Annotated in this window: 15 protein-coding genes and 1 pseudogene; 15 read left to right on the forward strand and 1 reads right to left on the reverse strand. The window is 42.1% G+C overall.

The window, feature by feature from the left end; translation table 11 throughout:
* The first annotated feature begins 83 nt into the window (after positions 1 to 83).
* The 15 genes and pseudogenes from efp (at position 84) to hisIE (ending at position 14,616) form a co-directional block, all read left to right on the forward strand.
* Positions 84 to 649 (forward strand): annotated as a pseudogene (gene efp / locus HC175_RS09615) (elongation factor P).
* Positions 650 to 733: 84 nt separating this feature from the next.
* A complete protein-coding gene (locus HC175_RS09620) occupies positions 734 to 1,666 on the forward strand; it encodes a UDP-3-O-(3-hydroxymyristoyl)glucosamine N-acyltransferase (RefSeq protein ID WP_168138286.1) in 933 nt (310 codons plus the stop codon).
* Position 1,667: 1 nt separating this feature from the next.
* Positions 1,668 to 2,078: a nuclear transport factor 2 family protein gene (locus tag HC175_RS09625; protein WP_168138287.1), complete on the forward strand. Its 411-nt coding sequence runs from the start codon at positions 1,668 to 1,670 to the stop codon at positions 2,076 to 2,078.
* 64 nt (positions 2,079 to 2,142) lie between these two features.
* Entirely contained in the window at positions 2,143 to 3,015 is an 873-nt protein-coding gene (sucD, locus tag HC175_RS09630; protein ID WP_168138288.1) for a succinate--CoA ligase subunit alpha, read from the forward strand.
* Positions 3,016 to 3,153: 138 nt separating this feature from the next.
* Entirely contained in the window at positions 3,154 to 3,900 is a 747-nt protein-coding gene (gene fabG, locus HC175_RS09635) for a 3-oxoacyl-[acyl-carrier-protein] reductase (RefSeq protein WP_168138289.1), read from the forward strand.
* 162 nt (positions 3,901 to 4,062) lie between these two features.
* Positions 4,063 to 6,090: a VWA domain-containing protein gene (locus HC175_RS09640; RefSeq protein ID WP_168138290.1), complete on the forward strand. Its 2,028-nt coding sequence runs from the start codon at positions 4,063 to 4,065 to the stop codon at positions 6,088 to 6,090.
* 19 nt (positions 6,091 to 6,109) lie between these two features.
* Entirely contained in the window at positions 6,110 to 6,922 is an 813-nt protein-coding gene (locus HC175_RS09645) for a prohibitin family protein (RefSeq protein ID WP_168138291.1), read from the forward strand.
* A gap of 214 nt (positions 6,923 to 7,136) precedes the next feature.
* Positions 7,137 to 7,994, forward strand: a complete 858-nt coding sequence (hisG, locus tag HC175_RS09650) for an ATP phosphoribosyltransferase (protein ID WP_168138292.1) — start codon at positions 7,137 to 7,139, stop codon at positions 7,992 to 7,994.
* 12 nt (positions 7,995 to 8,006) lie between these two features.
* Positions 8,007 to 9,305, forward strand: a complete 1,299-nt coding sequence (hisD, locus tag HC175_RS09655; RefSeq protein WP_168138293.1) for a histidinol dehydrogenase — start codon at positions 8,007 to 8,009, stop codon at positions 9,303 to 9,305.
* Positions 9,298 to 10,344, forward strand: coding sequence for a histidinol-phosphate transaminase (gene hisC / locus HC175_RS09660; RefSeq protein WP_168138294.1), 1,047 nt, complete (start codon positions 9,298 to 9,300; stop codon positions 10,342 to 10,344). The genes hisD and hisC overlap by 8 nt, the downstream gene beginning before the upstream one ends.
* 3 nt (positions 10,345 to 10,347) lie before the next feature.
* On the forward strand, positions 10,348 to 11,484 hold the full coding sequence (gene hisB, locus HC175_RS09665) for a bifunctional histidinol-phosphatase/imidazoleglycerol-phosphate dehydratase HisB (protein ID WP_168138295.1): 1,137 nt from the start codon (positions 10,348 to 10,350) through the stop codon (positions 11,482 to 11,484).
* A gap of 33 nt (positions 11,485 to 11,517) precedes the next feature.
* Entirely contained in the window at positions 11,518 to 12,126 is a 609-nt protein-coding gene (gene hisH / locus HC175_RS09670) for an imidazole glycerol phosphate synthase subunit HisH (protein WP_168138296.1), read from the forward strand.
* Positions 12,127 to 12,214: 88 nt separating this feature from the next.
* Entirely contained in the window at positions 12,215 to 12,934 is a 720-nt protein-coding gene (hisA, locus tag HC175_RS09675; RefSeq protein ID WP_168138297.1) for a 1-(5-phosphoribosyl)-5-[(5-phosphoribosylamino)methylideneamino]imidazole-4-carboxamide isomerase, read from the forward strand.
* Between the two features lie 148 nt (positions 12,935 to 13,082).
* Entirely contained in the window at positions 13,083 to 13,838 is a 756-nt protein-coding gene (gene hisF / locus HC175_RS09680; protein ID WP_168138298.1) for an imidazole glycerol phosphate synthase subunit HisF, read from the forward strand.
* A 166-nt stretch (positions 13,839 to 14,004) separates the two neighbouring features.
* Entirely contained in the window at positions 14,005 to 14,616 is a 612-nt protein-coding gene (gene hisIE, locus HC175_RS09685) for a bifunctional phosphoribosyl-AMP cyclohydrolase/phosphoribosyl-ATP diphosphatase HisIE (protein WP_317172107.1), read from the forward strand.
* 159 nt (positions 14,617 to 14,775) lie between these two features.
* Here hisIE and HC175_RS09690 read toward each other — a convergent pair whose 3' ends face one another.
* Positions 14,776 to 17,337, reverse strand: coding sequence for an ATP-dependent Clp protease ATP-binding subunit (locus HC175_RS09690; RefSeq protein ID WP_168138300.1), 2,562 nt, complete (start codon positions 17,335 to 17,337; stop codon positions 14,776 to 14,778).
* Positions 17,338 to 17,544 lie beyond the last annotated feature (207 nt).

Consider the following 17,544-nt stretch of genomic DNA (forward strand, 5'->3'; position numbering starts at 1 on the left):
GGGATGATATTTTAGAGTTCATCAAAAATTCCCAGCGCGGAATTATGAAAGGATATATAAGTTCAAATTAATAAGTCTTAAAAATGGCAAGTACAAGTGATATTAGAAATGGATTGTGCATTAGATACAACCACGATATTTTCAAAATTATAGAATTTCTTCATGTAAAGCCGGGCAAAGGACCTGCTTTCGTAAGAACAAAATTGAAAAGTGTTACCACGGGAAAGGTGATCGACAACACCTTTTCTGCAGGTCATAAGATCGAAGATGTAAGGGTGGAAACGCATAAATTTCAGTTCCTTTATAACGATGGGGAATTCTACCATTTTATGAATACTGAAGATTATACGCAGATAAGGCTGACAGAAAATGCTCTTGATGCCCCAGGTCTTCTTAAAGAAGGTGAAGTGGTAACTATCCTTATCAACACCGAAGATCAAATGCCGCTATCTGTAGAGATGCAGCAAGTGTAATTCTTGAAGTTACTCATACAGAGCCCGGAGTAAAAGGAAATACAGCTACAAACGCTACCAAACCTGCAACAGTAGAAACAGGAGCTGAGGTGAACGTTCCGCTTTTTATCAACGAAGGAGATAAGATCAAGATCGAAACTGAAAAAGGAACATATAAAGAGAGAATTAAGGAATAGTGTTCAGTGATCGGTGGTCAGTGATCAGATAAAAACTCCATACTCAAATCTAATATCTCATATCTCATATCTCATATCTATTAAATGAAGTTCCCGCAGCAACATACTCTTGAACAGATCGCTACTATCATTTCTTCGGAATTTGTTGGTCCGGCAGAATTTCCTGTATTAGGAATGAACGAGATCCATGTGGTTACCCCGGGAGATATTGTTTTTGTTGATCATCCGAAATATTATGATAAAGCTTTACAATCGGCTGCTACAGTGATCCTTATTAACAAGGAAGTAGAGTGTCCTGAAGGAAAGGCATTGCTTATTTCAGATGATCCCTTCAGGGATTTCAACAAGCTCACGAGATACTTCAAACCATTTGAAAGAGCCGCAGCAACGATTGCTCCTTCCGCAGAAATAGGGGAGGGAAGTGTGATCCAGCCGGGAGCCTTTGTTGGGAATAACGTGAAGATTGGAAAGCATTGTCTTATTCATGCAAATGTAAGTTTGTATGACAATACGGTAATTGGAGATCATGTCACCATTCATTCGGGATCTGTTCTAGGTGGAGATGCTTTTTATTATAAGAAACGTCCTGAGGGTTATGACAAATTGATTTCCGGAGGAAGAGTGGTTATTAAGGATCATGTGGATATAGGATCGAACTGTACTATTGATAAAGGGGTCACAGGAGACACTACGATCGGAAAAGGAACAAAGCTGGATAATCTTATCCAGGTGGGTCACGACACTGTGATTGGAGAAAATTGTCTTATCGCTTCTCAGGTCGGTATTGCTGGTGCGGTGGTGATCGAAGATGAGGTAACCATTTGGGGACAGGCCGGTTTCCGCAGTGGGATCGTGGTCAAAAAAGGAGGTGTCGTAATGGGGCAGGCCGGAATAACCAAGTCAACAAAAGAAAATACCGTATATTCAGGGAATCCAGCGATGGAATCCAGGGAATGGCTTAAAGAGTTGGCGCTTTTGCGTCGATTGCCTAAATTAATGGAAAAATTAAACAGTTGATATGAGCTTAGAACCCAAAGACTGCGTTGCAAAATTTTATTCATCAGATTTTTACAAGAATCCTGCTTCAGTAGAGGAGTATCTTCATCCCGATGCCGAACTTTTCTGGAATAGCAGTGGAGGATTTCACAAGCTTACTTATCCTGAACTGGGAGCCCTTTCTCAGGAGCTCTCAAAATCCTTTGAAAGCCTACGAGCAGATATCAGCCACCTTCTTAGTGATCAGGACATGGTTACCATAAGATTCACGTATTATGTGAGAACTGTAGAGAATCCGGATGAGGAACTTCCTATGGCACATTTTATTGCCATTTGGCAGGTGAAGGATGGCAAAATGTATCGCGGCCATCAGATTAGTCAGCAAGCCGATGACAGCCCTGAAAATCTCGATTCTTTTCTTCCAATTAATTAATAAAACCCTTTAGGTTTCTTTTTTAAAAACCTAATTTTGCAACTGAAAATTCAAAAAATCAACTATGAGCGTTTTAGTCAATAAAGATTCAAAAATAATTGTACAAGGTTTTACCGGAAGTGAAGGTACTTTTCACGCCGGACAAATGATCGAATACGGAACGAATGTGGTAGGTGGTGTTACTCCAGGAAAAGGAGGACAAAAACACCTTGAAAAACCTGTTTTCAACACCGTGTCTGATGCTGTTAAGGAAACCGGAGCCGATGTATCTATTATTTTTGTACCACCGGCATTCGCAGCCGATGCTATTATGGAAGCTGCAGATGCAGGGATCAAGGTAATCATTACCATTACTGAAGGTATTCCTGTAGCCGATATGATTAAAGCAGCTGATTATATCAAGGATAAGAACTGCCGCCTGGTAGGACCAAACTGTCCGGGAGTGATCACTCCGGGAGAAGCTAAGGTGGGGATCATGCCTGGTTTTGTTTTCAAAAAAGGGAATGTAGGTATCGTTTCTAAATCTGGTACTCTTACTTATGAAGCAGCAGATCAGGTTGTGAAACAGGGACTGGGAATTACTACGGCGATAGGAATTGGAGGAGATCCTATTATTGGAACTACTACCAAAGAAGCAGTTGAATTACTCATGAACGATGATGAAACCGAATGTATTGTAATGATCGGTGAGATTGGAGGCCAGTTAGAAGCCGATGCGGCCAAATGGGTGAAGGAAAACGGAAACAGAAAACCAGTAATTGGATTTATAGCAGGTGAAACTGCACCAAAAGGTAGAACTATGGGGCATGCAGGTGCTATAGTTGGTGGAAGTGAAGATACAGCCCAGGCTAAAAAAGCCATTTTAAGAGAGAATGGAATTCATGTAGTTGATTCTCCAGCCGAGATAGGCAAGAAAGTAAAAGAAGTTATGGGATAATTTTCCCAGAAGCTTTTTAATAATATTTACCTCCGTAACTTGTCAAAAAGGGCAATTTTCGGAGGTTTTTTATTGGAAGCCACTTGTTTTATTATATTTGAACGAATAATAATCACCCAGGAAAACAGATAATCAATCATGAAATTATTAGAAGGAAAAAATGCTATCATCACCGGTGCCAGTAGAGGAATTGGGAAAGGAATAGCCGAAGTATTCGCAAAACACGGGGCCAATGTTGCCTTTACCTATAGCTCCTCTGTAGAAGCAGCAAATGAACTGGAAAAGGAACTTCAGGAATTAGGTGTGAAAGCCAAAGGATATAAATCTAATGCCGCCAATTTCGCTGAAGCTGAAGAGCTTGTTAAAAATGTGCTGGCAGACTTCGGAAGTATTGATGTGCTTGTCAACAATGCCGGTATAACAAAGGATAATCTCCTTATGCGCATGAGTGAGGAGGATTTTGATAAGGTGATCGAAGTGAACCTGAAGTCTGTTTTCAACATGACTAAAGCCGTTCAAAGAACCATGTTAAAGCAGCGCCAGGGAAGTATCATCAACATGAGCAGTGTGGTAGGAGTGAAAGGAAACGCGGGGCAGGCTAATTATGCCGCTTCCAAAGCTGGAATGATAGGTTTCTCCAAATCTATGGCTCTTGAGCTGGGTTCTAGAAACATTCGTACCAATGTGATCGCACCAGGATTTATTGAGACCGAAATGACAGGAAAACTGGATGAGAAAGTCGTGGAAGGCTGGAGAGACGCCATTCCATTGAAGCGTGGCGGCACCCCAGAAGATATCGCTAACACCTGTGTCTTCCTTGCAAGTGACCTGAGTGCATATATCACCGGCCAGGTAATTAACGTGGACGGCGGAATGCTAACCTAAAATTGTAAAGAGTCTGTCTGATAAGCTTGTCACAACGTCCTCCTGAATTTTATTTCAGCAACTTAACAAGTTGAGAGTTCATCGCAATTTGGAAGCTAAAACAAGTTCTGTGTAACGAAAAACGGGCTTTTCAGACAACTCTTTTAACTAATCTTACAATGAATGCCGGCAACTACAATCGTTTTAATCATTGCTGCCTTTTTTTTATCGCTGGCACTCGCTTTTTTTCAATACTTCTATAAGGCAAAAGGAAGACGTTCTCAAAATGTCATTTTTGCCAGCCTAAGATTTATTTCCTTTTTCGCTCTTTTGGTGTTGGTCATCAATCCTAAGACCAACCGAAAAACCTATTTTACTGAAAAGCCAAACCTTGTGTTGGCAGTTGACAATTCATCGTCTATTACAACATTTGAAGCAGGTGATGAGGTAAAGGAGTTTGTGAACAAATTCGAAAATGATAAGGAACTCAAAAAGAAATTTGAGATCCAGATCTTTAGCTTCGGAAAGACTGTAACACAGAACGATAATCTGGATTTTTCTGAGACACAAACCAACCTTTCCCGTCTATTCGAGAATTTAGGAAGTCTTTACCAGGAAAAAATTGCACCAGTGATCCTGATTTCTGACGGAAATCAAACCGTGGGTGAGGATTTTACGTATTCAGCGCAAGGTTTTGCAAATCCAGTAATTCCCGTAGTGGTGGGAGACACAGCGCGTTACCAGGACCTTGCGATCAACAGGGTCAATGCAAATAAATATGCTTTTCTGAATAACCGTTTTCCGGTTGAGGTCATGCTGAGTTCTTCGGGGAATTCTTCAGTCGAAACTGAACTGAAAATTTCAAAAGCTAACGCAGTCGTTTATTCAGAAAAGCTCCTTTTTTCTTCAGAAAAAAGAGCTGCTGTGGTAAGGGCAGAACTTCCGGCATCCAGTATCGGAACGCATATTTACAAGGTAGAGATCACTCCTTTACAAGGGGAAAAGAACTTGCTGAACAACACCCGGCAGTTTGCCGTAGAAGTGATTGATGAACGTACAAAGGTGCTTATCGCGTACTCATTTTTACATCCCGATCTGGGAGCATTAAAACGATCAATCGAAAGTAATGAGCAGCGGCAGGTGAGCTTGTTGCCCATTACTGAGGTAGAGGGAACCGATGAATTTCAGCTCGTGATCCTTTATCAGCCCGATAGCAGGTTTAGTAACCTGATGTCTACTTTAGCTGCCAGTAAAAAAGGTTACTTCCTTATTGCTGGTCCCGGCACCGATTGGTCGTTTCTCAATAATGCTCAGCAGATCTTAACCCAGGAGATCACCCGACAATCTGAAGAATTCATACCTGTTTGGAATGAAAACTTTAGGGCTTTTCAAACTGAAGATCTGCAGTTCTCCAGATTTCCTCCGCTTACTGGAAATTTCGGAAATCTTGAGGTTTCAGAAGAGCTCGATGTGCTGCTCTATCGAAAGATACAGGGAATTGACACCAAGCTTCCTCTTTTGGCAGTTACAGAAACAGAGGCTTCAAAAAAGGCATTTTTGATGGGAGCTGACCTTTGGCGCTGGAGAAATCACGTGTTTCAAACCGAGGCTTCCTTTGAAAAATTTGATGCACTAATTGGAAAGCTGATTCAGTTTCTTTCTAGTGGCAGCAGGAAAGAACGTCTCCTTGTGCATTACCAGCCATTATATCAGGGCAATGATGGAATTAGCATTCAGGCCGAATATTTCGATAAAAGCTATTTGTTCGATCCCAGAGGTTCATTGGAAATGGTTCTAACTGCAAAAGAAGGGGAACAAAGACAGATCCCTTTTCTTTTAAAAGAAAATTCTTATGAAGTAGATCTCAGCAGCCTTCCTCCCGGGGAATATGCCTTTACTGTAAGAGTAAAAGGCGACGGGCTTATGCGGTCTGGTAATTTTAGCATTATGGACTTCAATGTAGAGGAACAGTTTGCCAGTGCCAATCTGGATGGGCTGCAGAGAATTGCCCGGGAAAAAGATCAGGATATTTTTTTCCCAACTGGATTTGAGCAGCTCAAAAATGAGCTGCTATCAGATAGTTCTTACGCTGCGGTTGAGAAAAGCCGTCAAAAGGACGTATCTTTGATCGACTGGAAATTTTTGATGCTCATCATTATTCTTTCGCTTAGTGCGGAGTGGTTCCTGAGAAAATATTACGGTCTTATATAATTCATACTTAATTTTTATCATGGAAAGATTACCCAAAATTGGCCTGCCAATTCTTTTTGCAGGAATTATTCTAATTATTCTTATTGCCAAATCCACCATCACCATAGATTCCGGGGAAGCCGGAGTTTTGTACCAGACCTTTGGAGGTGGGGTTGTGATAGATGAGCCGCCTTTAGGGGAGGGTTTTCACTTTGTAGCTCCCTGGAATAAAGTTTATGTTTACGAAGTTCGGCAGCAGTCCCTGGATGAAAGAATGCAGGTATTGTCTTCTAACGGACTTGAGATCGAGATAGATGCTTCTGTATGGTTTCAGCCAGATTATAAGGATCTTGGCGCGTTGCATAAGGAAAAAGGAGAGGCTTATATTCAGAGGGTACTTCAGCCGGCAGTTCGATCGGCAGCCCGTGCTGTAGTAGGAAGATATAATCCGGAGCAGCTTTATGCAAGTAAACGTGAGGCTATTCAGAAGGAGATCTTCGAAGAAACACAGTTACTGCTTAAAGATCAGTATGTGCAGATCAACGAGGTACTGGTGAGGGATGTCTCCTTGCCTTCTACGATCAAGGAAGCCATAGAAAGAAAGTTGAGACAGGAGCAGGAATCTTTAGAATATGAATTTCGTTTGACAAAGGCCGAACAAGAGGCCGAAAGACAACGTATTGATGCCGAAGGAAAGGCGCGTGCTAACCAGATCCTGGCAGCTTCTCTTACAGATAAAGTACTGGAGGAGAAAGGAATACAGGCGACCCTGGAACTGGCAAAATCTCCAAATGCGAAAGTGGTGGTGATTGGTGGCGAAAATGGAATGCCAATCATTCTGGGAAATAATTAAAACTTAAGCGAAAAAGAATTTTTGATTTTAAAATAAATCTGTATTTTCGCAATAGTAAAATGAAGTCACAACAACTACATCATCATCATTCTCATACGTTCGCTCTTGCGAGGTGAGATTGATATGTGTATAAACCATATTTCTAAAACCCGTTTGAGCAGCTCAAACGGGTTTTTTTATTCCCTTTGTTCTGCCCAGACTAAAAATGAAAATCATGAAAAGAATAAGAATAGCAGTACAAAAATCGGGGCGGTTACATGACGATTCCCTAAAGCTTTTAAAGGATGCCGGAATTTCCATTGACAACGGGAGAGAGCAACTAAAAGCTACCTCCGGCAATTTTCCGCTGGAGGTATTCTATCTCCGAAATGGTGATATTCCTCAGTATCTACGGGATGGAGTTGTTGATGCTGCGATCATTGGTGAGAACGTGCTTGTTGAAAAAGGCGAAGACATCAAAACGGCCGAGAGACTGGGCTTCTCCAAATGCAGGGTTTCCCTGGCTGTTCCAAAATCGGCCCGCTACAACGGTGTTGAAGGCCTGGAAGGAGCAAGGATCGCCACCTCTTATCCCAATACGGTACGAAATTACCTCTCAAAAAAGGGAGTTACAGCCGACCTTCATATTATCAACGGCTCGGTAGAGATTGCGCCAAACATTGGTCTAGCCGATGCGATTTGTGATATTGTCTCCAGTGGGAGCACCCTGTTTAAGAATAATCTCAAGGAGGTAGAGGTCATGCTAAAGAGCGAAGCCGTACTTGCCGTTTCTCCAAAGATCTCTTCGGAAGTTGATGAGATCCTGAAGAAACTTCAGTTCAGGATCCAAGCTGTATTACGCGCCCGCAATTCAAAATATATCCTGATGAACGTCCCGAATTCTAAAATCGAAGCGGTTGTAAAACTCTTACCGGGAATGAGAAGCCCAACTGTACTGCCACTGGCTGAAGAAGGCTGGAGCTCCCTGCACACCGTGATTTCTGAAGAAAGATTCTGGGAGGTAATAGATGAGCTGAAATCAAACGGAGCTGAAGGTATTCTGGTCGCTCCAATCGAAAAAATGGTACTTTAAAAAGCTGAAGCCATGAAGAAATTTTTTGATCCGGAACAAACTGAATGGGAGGCAATCCTTGAACGTCCAACCAAAACTGTTGCCGATATCGAGCAGATCGTGGAACAGATCTTTAGAGAAGTCAAAGCCGATGGTGATGCTTCAGTAAGAAAATACGCCGAACTATTTGATGGCTTCAATTCTGAAACTTTTGAAGTTTCTTCCGAAGAAATAGAAGCAGCAAATGGCAAGGTTTCAGAAGAGCTTAAAGCTGCTATTGCTCTTGCCAAGGAGAACATCCGGAAATTCCACGCAGCTCAGAAAACGGAAAAAGTTTCTGTCGAAACTCTAGCCGGAGTGAAATGCTGGCAGGAAAAACGACCTATTCAAAAAGTGGGTCTGTATATTCCCGGCGGTACCGCTCCCTTGTTTTCAACGATCTTGATGCTTGCTGTCCCTGCACAGATCGCAGGATGTAAAGAGGTAATTCTTTGCACGCCGCCGGCAAAAGATGGTTCTGTAAATCCCGCCATTTTATATACCGCTAAGCTTTGTGGCATAGAAAAAATTTACAAAGTTGGAGGGATCCAGGCCGTTGCTGCCATGACGTTTGGTACTGAAAGTATCAAGAAGGTTTACAAGATCTTTGGCCCGGGTAACCAATATGTCACTGTGGCAAAGCAAATGGCGACAAAATATAAGGTGGCCATCGATATGCCGGCGGGTCCTTCAGAACTGCTTGTGATAGCCGATGATACTGCTGATGCAGCTTTTGTAGCTTCCGATCTGCTTTCTCAGGCCGAGCATGGTATTGACAGTCAGGTGGTGCTGGTTTCTCCTTCCAAACAGCTTTTGAATAAAGTAGAAGCTGAAATTGAAAGTCAGTTGAAAGATCTTCCGCGGAAGGAGATCGCACAGGCAGCAATAGAAAATTCCCGCTTTATCTATATGAGTTCTGCTGAAAAAGCTTTAGATCTCATTAATGAATATGCCCCTGAACATTTCATCGTCTGTACCTCCAAAAATGACTTTTTTGTGCACGGAATTATAAACGCGGGTTCGGTTTTTATAGGCAATTATACCCCCGAGAGCGCAGGAGATTACGCATCGGGCACGAATCACACCTTGCCTACTAACGGTTACGCCAAACAATATAGCGGGGTGAATCTGGATAGCTTTACCAAAGCCATTACTTTTCAGGAGATCTCTGCGGAAGGAATTCAGAATATTGGTAGTTCCATTGAACTTATGGCTGAAGCTGAAGGTTTACTGGCTCATAAGAATGCCGTTACTTTAAGGTTGAACCAGCTGAAATCTTCGGGAAATGAATAAGAATTTTGATCTAAATCGCCTGGTGCGACCAAATGTTCTGCAAATGAAGCCGTATTCTTCGGCGAGGGACGAGTACAAAACAGACGGCCGAAAAATGACATTTTTGGATGCCAATGAAAATCCGTTTGAAAATGGAGTGAACCGTTATCCCGATCCCCAGCAGGGAAAGGTGAAGCAGGTGCTTGCCTCTCAAAAAGGGGTTTTGGAAGCACAAATTTTGTTGGGGAACGGCAGTGATGAAGTGCTGGATCTCATCTTCAGGGCATTTTGTCGGCCGCAGGTTGATAATGTCATTACGCTGCCGCCAACCTATGGCATGTATAAGGTATTGGCGGGATTAAACGAAATTGAAGACCGGGAAGTAGTTTTAAAGCAGAACTTTCAGCCAGATGTGGATTCAATCCTTGAAAAAGTTGATGAGCGGACGAAAATTATCTTTTTGTGCTCTCCAAATAATCCTACAGGAAATTCATTTTTAGAAGCTTCGGTAGAAAAGATCCTGAAGAACTTCAACGGACTCGTGGTAATTGATGAGGCATATATAGATTTTTCAGCTGAAAGAAGCTGGCTGGAACGATTGGAGGAATTTCCGAATCTGGTGATCACCCAGACACTTTCAAAAGCTTATGGCATGGCAGGAATAAGATTGGGAATATGTTATGCTTCCGAAGAAATTATTGCTGTTCTCAACAAGATCAAGCCGCCATATAATGTTAATGAGCTTACGCAACAAAGAGCACTGGAACGGCTTTCAAAACCGGAGGAGGTTAATATGGAAGTGCAGCTGATCTTAACGGAAAGAGAACAGCTTGCTGCTAACCTCTCAAAAATGGCATTTGTGAAGAAGATTTTTCCATCAGACGCGAATTTTATTTTGGCGAGAGTTGAGAATGCCGGGAAAAAGTATGAGCAGCTAATCGAAGCCGGAGTGGTGGTACGCAATCGCAGCAATCAGCAGCTATGTGAGAACACTCTGAGGTTTACAGTAGGTACGCCTGCGGAAAATCAGGAATTATTAAAAAAAATTAAAGGAACTTGAAGCATGAAAAAGGTATTATTTATAGACCGTGATGGTACAATTGTATTAGAGCCGGAAGATTTTCAGCTTGATCATATTGATAAGCTGGAATTTTATCCAGAAGCTTTTCAATACCTCTCAAAGATTGCACAGGAACTGGATTACGAGCTGGTGATGGTCACCAACCAGGATGGATTGGGAACAGATTCCTTTCCGGAAGATACATTTTGGCCCGTGCAGAATTTTGTGCTGAAGGCTTTTGAAAATGAAGGAGTGAAATTTTCAGAAGTAATAATTGACCGCACTTTTCCGGAAGATAATGCGCCTACGCGAAAACCGGGAACAGGTTTACTGAAAGCTTATTTCGATACTGAGAAATATGATCTGAAAAATAGCTTCGTACTAGGGGACCGGCTTACCGATATGGAGCTGGCCAGGAACCTGGGTGCAAAAGGAATTTTTATCACCGGTCATGAGGAATTAGGAAGCACTGAGCTTTCAGTAAAAAAGGAGGAGCTTCAAAAAAGCATAAGGCTGGAGACCAACAGCTGGAAAGAAATTTATGAGTTCCTGAAGCTGGAGGAGCGTACGGCCAGCATCGAAAGGAAAACGAATGAAACCGATATTTCTATTTCTCTGAATCTCGATGGCACCGGTAAAAGCAGGATCGACACCGGGATCAAGTTCTTTGATCACATGCTTGACCAGATCGCCCGCCACGGACAAATGGACCTGGAGATTATGGTGAAAGGAGATTTGGAAGTAGACGAACACCACACGATCGAAGATACTGCGATTGCCTTGGGTGAAGTTTTTTCTAAAGCATTGGGAAATAAACTCGGAATTGAACGCTATGGTTTTGCACTACCAATGGATGATTGTCTGGCGCAGGTAGCCATTGATTTCGGCGGAAGGAACTGGCTGGTTTGGGAAGCCGATTTTAAAAGAGAAATGATAGGTGCAATGCCTACAGAAATGTTTTACCACTTTTTCAAATCCTTTACCGACGGCGCAAAAGCAAATCTGAATATTAAAGCGGAAGGCACCAATGAACATCATAAGATCGAAGCCATTTTCAAGGCTTTTGCGAAAGCGATAAAGGTTGCGGTTAAACGGGATCCCGATAAAATGATCTTGCCTTCAACAAAGGGAATGTTGTAATAGATCTGAGATGTTAGACTTGAGATATTAGATATGGGAATTGAAAGAAATAAAGCTTCTGAGAAAGTTGTTATTATAGATTACGGGGCAGGGAATATTCAGAGTATAAAATTCGCCCTGGAGAGACTTGGCTACACCGGAATCCTGAGCAGTGATGCGGAAGAAATAAAGGCTGCCGATAAAGTAATATTTCCGGGAGTGGGAGAGGCGAGTTCGGCCATGAAAAAACTGAAAAGTACAGGATTGGATCAAGTTATTCCGCAGTTAAAGCAGCCCGTTCTGGGAATTTGCCTGGGCATGCAGCTCATGTGCAACTGGTCTGAAGAAGGAGATACAGAAGGACTCGGGATCTTTGATGTGGATGTAGTCCACTTTGAAAAAACTTTAAAAGTTCCGCACATTGGCTGGAACAGAATAAAGGAGCTTAAAACTGACCTTTTTGAGGGGATATCTGAACAGGAATTTGTTTACCTGGTACATAGTTTTTATGCGCCGGTCTGCTCAGAAACCATAGCCAAATGTGACTACGGAGTGAATTATTCCTCTGCGTTACAAAAAGACAATTTCTATGGCGTACAGTTCCATCCGGAAAAAAGCAGTGAAGCAGGGGAAAAAATTCTTGAGAATTTTTTGAAGATTTGAAGATTTGAAAACGTGAGGTTAAGAACCTCCCGACTCCGCTCGAGGTGACCAAATTGCAGTATTAACTATTAACGACTAACTAATAACAATGCGTATTATTCCAGCCATAGATATCATCGACGGAAAGTGTGTAAGGCTTTCCCAGGGCGATTATAATTCAAAGAAAATTTACAATGAAAATCCGTTGGAGGTGGCGAAGCAGTTTCAGGATCACGGAATTCAGTATTTACACCTGGTAGATCTGGACGGAGCCAAGTCAAAGCATATTGTCAATTATAAGGTGCTTGAACAGATCGCTTCAGGAACAGATCTAAAGATAGACTTTGGCGGCGGATTAAAATCTGATAAAGATCTGGAGATCGCTTTTAATAGTGGCGCTGCTCAGATCACCGGCGGGAGTATCGCGGTAAAGGACAGGGAAACATTTCTTTCGTGGCTTGAGAAATATGGAAGCGAAAAGATCATTTTAGGAGCAGATGCCAAGGACGAAAAGATCGCGGTGAGTGGTTGGCTTGAAGAATCTGAGGAACATTTATTGCCATTTATCCAGAGATATCATGAGAACGGAGTCCAGTATGTGATCTGTACAGATATTGCTAAAGACGGCATGCTGGGAGGTCCGTCTTTCGACCTGTACCAAAAGATACTCAGGGAAATACCAGATGTAAAACTGATAGCTTCAGGAGGAATTGCAGAATTTGATGATCTTCCGAAGCTTCAGGAAATTGGATGTGAAGGAGCCATTTTAGGAAAGGCGATCTATGAGAATAGGATTAGCCTAAAGCAGTTGGAGAATTTTCTTCAATAGGAACCAAGAATCAAGAATCAAGAGACAAGAATCAAGACAAAAAAATTATAAGCACCAAATTATAAGCACCAAATTCCAATAATAAAATGAGAGGATGGATTAGCAAAAAGAATCTCACATCTCACATCTCAAATCTAATATCTAAATCATGCTGACAAAAAGAATAATTCCCTGTCTGGATATCAAAGACGGAAGAACTGTAAAAGGAGTGAATTTTGTGAGTCTTCGGGATGCGGGAGATCCTGTGGAGCTGGCGGAGATCTATTCAAAGTCGGGCGCAGATGAGCTGGTGTTCCTGGATATTTCGGCTACCGAAGAAAAACGTAAGACTCTTGCCGAACTTGTGCGGAAGGTGGCGGCTACTATAAATATTCCGTTTACAGTTGGTGGCGGAATTTCATCTGTAGAAGATGTGGATGTTCTGCTTCAGAATGGCGCCGATAAAGTTGCTATTAATTCTTCAGCAGTGAAAAATCCGGAGTTGATTAATGAGCTCGCAGCAAAATTCGGAAGGCAGTGCATAGTGGTGGCGATAGATGCAAAGCAGGTGAGGGACAAGTGGCTGGTGCATTTGGTTGGTGGAAAAGTACCGACAGAAATTGACCTTTTTGACTGGGTAGTCGAAGTAGAAAAACGCGGTTCCGGGGAGATCCTCTTCACCTCCATGGATCACGACGGCACCAAGGCAGGATTTGCCAATGAAGCTCTCGCGAAAGTATCACAGCTGGTGAGCATTCCTGTTATTGCTTCCGGCGGTGCAGGAAATAAAGAACATTTTTGTGAGGCCTTTAAAAAGGGAAAAGCCGACGCTGCTTTGGCGGCAAGTGTTTTTCACTTTAAGGAAATTGAAATCAAGGATCTTAAACAGGAAATGAAAAAACAGGGGATTGAAGTTAGGATTTAGGTGTTGGCTAAAAGTGGATTAGTGATTAGGTAATTATGATAATGGAAATAAAATTACGGATTTAATTTTCACGCTAAGGCCGCGAAGATTTTCGCAAAGAACGCAGAAAAATATTACCTGGAATTTGGTGCTTCCAATTTAAAGAGATCTTCTCAAGAATAAAAAGATAAAAATGAAAATAGATTTTAATAAAAACCCGGATGGCCTTGTTCCGGCGGTTATACAGGATGCGGAGACGAAAAATGTTCTGATGCTGGGTTATATGAATGAAGAGGCATTCAGGAAAACACAAGAGACCCAAAAAGTGACATTTTTCAGCAGGAGCAAGCAGAGGCTTTGGACGAAAGGAGAGGAAAGTGGTAATTTTCTTCACCTGGTAAACATGCAGGTCGATTGCGATAATGATACGCTGTTGGTATTGGTGAAACCTCAGGGGCCAACATGTCATAAAGGAACTGACACCTGCTGGGGAGAAAAAAATGTTTCAGAAATGTCATTTTTGACACAGCTGGAAACCGTGATCTCTGACCGTAGATCAAATCCTGAAAATGAAAAAAGTTATGTGGCTTCCTTGTTTAGAAGTGGGATCAACAAAATTGCCCAGAAAGTAGGTGAGGAGGCAGTAGAAACCGTGATCGAAGCTAAAGATGATAATGATGACCTGTTCCTCAATGAAAGTGCCGATCTCCTGTTTCACTATCTCATCCTGTTGCAGGCCAAAGGATTTACACTTGCCGATGTCATTGAGATATTGAAGTCAAGACACAGTAGAAAATAAAAGAGCCTGTCTGAAAATTGCATTTCGTCAAGCTGAACTTTTTCAGCTTCCATTTCCAATTTACTTTCGTTTTCAATCGGTTAAGATCCTGAATTAAATTCAGGATGACGTATTACATGCTTTTCAGACAGACTCTTTACAAATCTATTCTTCAAAATATTATTTAGAATCTTCGGAATTTGTTTCCTTTTTGGCCTTTTCAACTTTGATGGTCAATTCCTTCTTCTCTTCATCCAGATCCATAAAGACCTTGTCTCCTTCAGAAATATGAGAGGTAATGATCTCTTCGGCCAGAGCATCTTCAATATATTTTTGGATAGCCCGATTCAATGGCCTCGCACCATACTGCTTATCAAATCCTTTTTCAGCAATATAATCTTTCGCTTTTTTGCTTAATTCCAGATCATAACCTAAGGCACCGATCCTTCCAAAGAGTTTGTCAAGCTCGATATCGATGATCTTGTGAATATCTTCCTGCTCAAGCGGGTTAAAGATCACTACGTCATCTACACGATTCAGAAATTCTGGCGCGAAGGCCTTTTTCAGAGCGCTTTCTATTACTCCGCGGGCATTCTCGTCCAACTGGTTCTTTCTTGCCGAAGTTCCAAATCCAACTCCCTGACCAAAATCTTTAAGTTTACGAGCTCCAATATTGGAGGTCATGATTATAATGGTGTTTCTAAAGTCGATCTTACGACCTAAACTATCTGTCAAATATCCGTCATCAAGGACTTGTAGCAGCATGTTGAAAACATCGGGATGTGCCTTCTCAACCTCGTCCAGCAGGATCACCGCGTAAGGCTTTCTGCGGACCTTCTCGGTCAACTGTCCACCCTCCTCGTACCCAACATATCCTGGAGGTGCTCCTATCAATCTACTTACAGCAAACTTCTCCATGTATTCGCTCATGTCAATACGTATCAACGCATCTTCATTGTCGAACAACTCACGGGAAAGGATCTTTGCCAGCTGCGTTTTACCAACTCCGGTTTGCCCAAGGAAGATAAAGGAACCAATCGGTTTGTTCGGATCTTTTAATCCGGCACGGTTACGCTGGATTGCCTTAACAACCTTTCCAACGGCTTCATCCTGTCCAATGACCTTACCTTTAATTAATTCAGGTAGCTGGTAGAGCTTATTGATCTCGGTTTGTGCAATTCTATTTACCGGCACTCCTGTCATCATGGAAACAACATCGGCAACATTATCTTCTGTCACAGTTTCGCGATGCATTTTGGAGTCTTCTTCCCAGCGTGCCTGAGCTTTGGCCAGCTCCTTTTCAATATTCTTTTCGTCGTCGCGAAGCTTCGCAGCCTCTTCGTATTTCTGTTTCTTGACAACAGTGTTCTTAAGTTCTCTTACCTCCTCAAGTTTTCTTTCTAGCTCGAGAATTTGCTTTGGAACTTCAATATTGGTAATGTGCACCCGGGAACCTGCTTCATCAAGGGCGTCAATAGCCTTGTCTGGCAGAAACCTGTCGGTCATGTATCGGCTGGTAAGCTTCACACATGCCTGGATAGCCTCATCTGTATAAGTAACATTGTGGTGCTCCTCGTATTTATCCTTGATGTTATTCAGGATCTCAATAGTTTCTTCAATAGAAGTAGGCTCTACGATCACCTTTTGGAAACGTCTTTCAAGAGCTCCGTCCTTTTCAATATACTGCCTGTACTCATCGAGCGTTGTCGCACCTATACATTGAATTTCACCTCTTGCAAGGGCTGGTTTGAACATGTTGCTGGCATCCAGACTTCCTGTAGCGCCACCGGCACCAACTATTGTATGGATCTCGTCAATGAAAAGGATGATGTCATCGTTCTTTTCCAACTCGTTCATTACGGCTTTCATACGTTCTTCAAATTGCCCGCGGTACTTGGTTCCTGCCACTAAACTTGCAAGATCAAGAGTTACCACACGCTTATCAAAAAGTATCCTTGACACCTTTCGCTTCACGATGCGCAGGGCAAGCCCTTCAGCAATAGCCGATTTACCAACTCCGGGTTCCCCAATGAGAAGCGGGTTGTTCTTCTTTCTTCTGCTAAGGATCTGCGATACCCGCTCAATTTCTTTTTCGCGGCCCACCACAGGGTCAAGTTTATCAAGTTCTGCCAGGGCAGTTAGATCCCTTCCGAAGTTATCCAGCACAGGAGTTTTGGACTTCTTGTTCGTTTTTCCCGGTGTACCGGCAAAAGGATTGCTTTTTCCGGAATCGTCTGAAGTTGCATCCTCATCAGAAAATGATTCAGAAGTCGGCGATTCAATATAATCGTCATCGTTTGTGATCATATATTTAAACTGGTCTTTAACTCCGTCATAATCCACTTTCAGCTTATTTAAAAGCTTGGTGGTGGGGTCATTTTCGTTCCTTAAAATACAAAGCAAGAGGTGAGCAGTATTTATGGAAGTACTTTGAAAAAGCTTAGCTTCCAAAAATGTGGTTTTTAAAGCTCTTTCTGCCTGTCTTGTTAAGTGTAAATTTCTTTTCTCGTTAGATTCTATAGCCACGTTGGGATTTGCGGGGCTAAGGATCTCCACTTTTCTGCGTAGGTGAGTGAGGTCTACATCAAGGGCGTTCAATATATTTATAGCTTTCCCATCACCATCTCTCAATAGTCCCAGCATCAAATGTTCTGTACCTATGAAATCATGACCTAATCTTAAGGCCTCTTCTTTGCTATAGGCAATTACATCTTTTACTCTTGGTGAAAAATTATCATCCATGTTATTTCCTTTCTCTCTGATTATTTTTTATTCAGGTTTCAAAAATCGTACCCGATTATAAGCAATGCCGTTTCTGAAGTAAAGCTAATTGACGAATTTGATCCCTTAAAACAAAGAAGAATGTAATGAACTTATTAACGAACAACAACTAAAAATTTGTTAATAAAATACAAGAAAACCTCAATGAATATAACGGCCAGGTTGCCT

Source organism: Salinimicrobium oceani (assembly GCF_012037645.1).

Excerpts from the sequence above, each read along its gene's own strand:
- hisF (WP_168138298.1), top strand. The coding sequence starts at position 13,083 with ATGCTGACAAAAAGAATAATTCCCTGTCTGGATATCAAAGACGGAAGA.
- HC175_RS09690 (WP_168138300.1), bottom strand. The coding sequence starts at position 17,337 with ATGGATGATAATTTTTCACCAAGAGTAAAAGATGTAATTGCCTATAGC.
- hisB (WP_168138295.1), top strand. The coding sequence starts at position 10,348 with ATGAAAAAGGTATTATTTATAGACCGTGATGGTACAATTGTATTAGAG.
- hisC (WP_168138294.1), top strand. The coding sequence starts at position 9,298 with ATGAATAAGAATTTTGATCTAAATCGCCTGGTGCGACCAAATGTTCTG.
- HC175_RS09645 (WP_168138291.1), top strand. The coding sequence starts at position 6,110 with ATGGAAAGATTACCCAAAATTGGCCTGCCAATTCTTTTTGCAGGAATT.
- sucD (WP_168138288.1), top strand. The coding sequence starts at position 2,143 with ATGAGCGTTTTAGTCAATAAAGATTCAAAAATAATTGTACAAGGTTTT.
- fabG (WP_168138289.1), top strand. The coding sequence starts at position 3,154 with ATGAAATTATTAGAAGGAAAAAATGCTATCATCACCGGTGCCAGTAGA.
- hisG (WP_168138292.1), top strand. The coding sequence starts at position 7,137 with ATGAAAAGAATAAGAATAGCAGTACAAAAATCGGGGCGGTTACATGAC.
- hisD (WP_168138293.1), top strand. The coding sequence starts at position 8,007 with ATGAAGAAATTTTTTGATCCGGAACAAACTGAATGGGAGGCAATCCTT.
- hisA (WP_168138297.1), top strand. The coding sequence starts at position 12,215 with ATGCGTATTATTCCAGCCATAGATATCATCGACGGAAAGTGTGTAAGG.
- HC175_RS09625 (WP_168138287.1), top strand. The coding sequence starts at position 1,668 with ATGAGCTTAGAACCCAAAGACTGCGTTGCAAAATTTTATTCATCAGAT.
- hisH (WP_168138296.1), top strand. The coding sequence starts at position 11,518 with ATGGGAATTGAAAGAAATAAAGCTTCTGAGAAAGTTGTTATTATAGAT.
- HC175_RS09640 (WP_168138290.1), top strand. The coding sequence starts at position 4,063 with ATGCCGGCAACTACAATCGTTTTAATCATTGCTGCCTTTTTTTTATCG.
- HC175_RS09620 (WP_168138286.1), top strand. The coding sequence starts at position 734 with ATGAAGTTCCCGCAGCAACATACTCTTGAACAGATCGCTACTATCATT.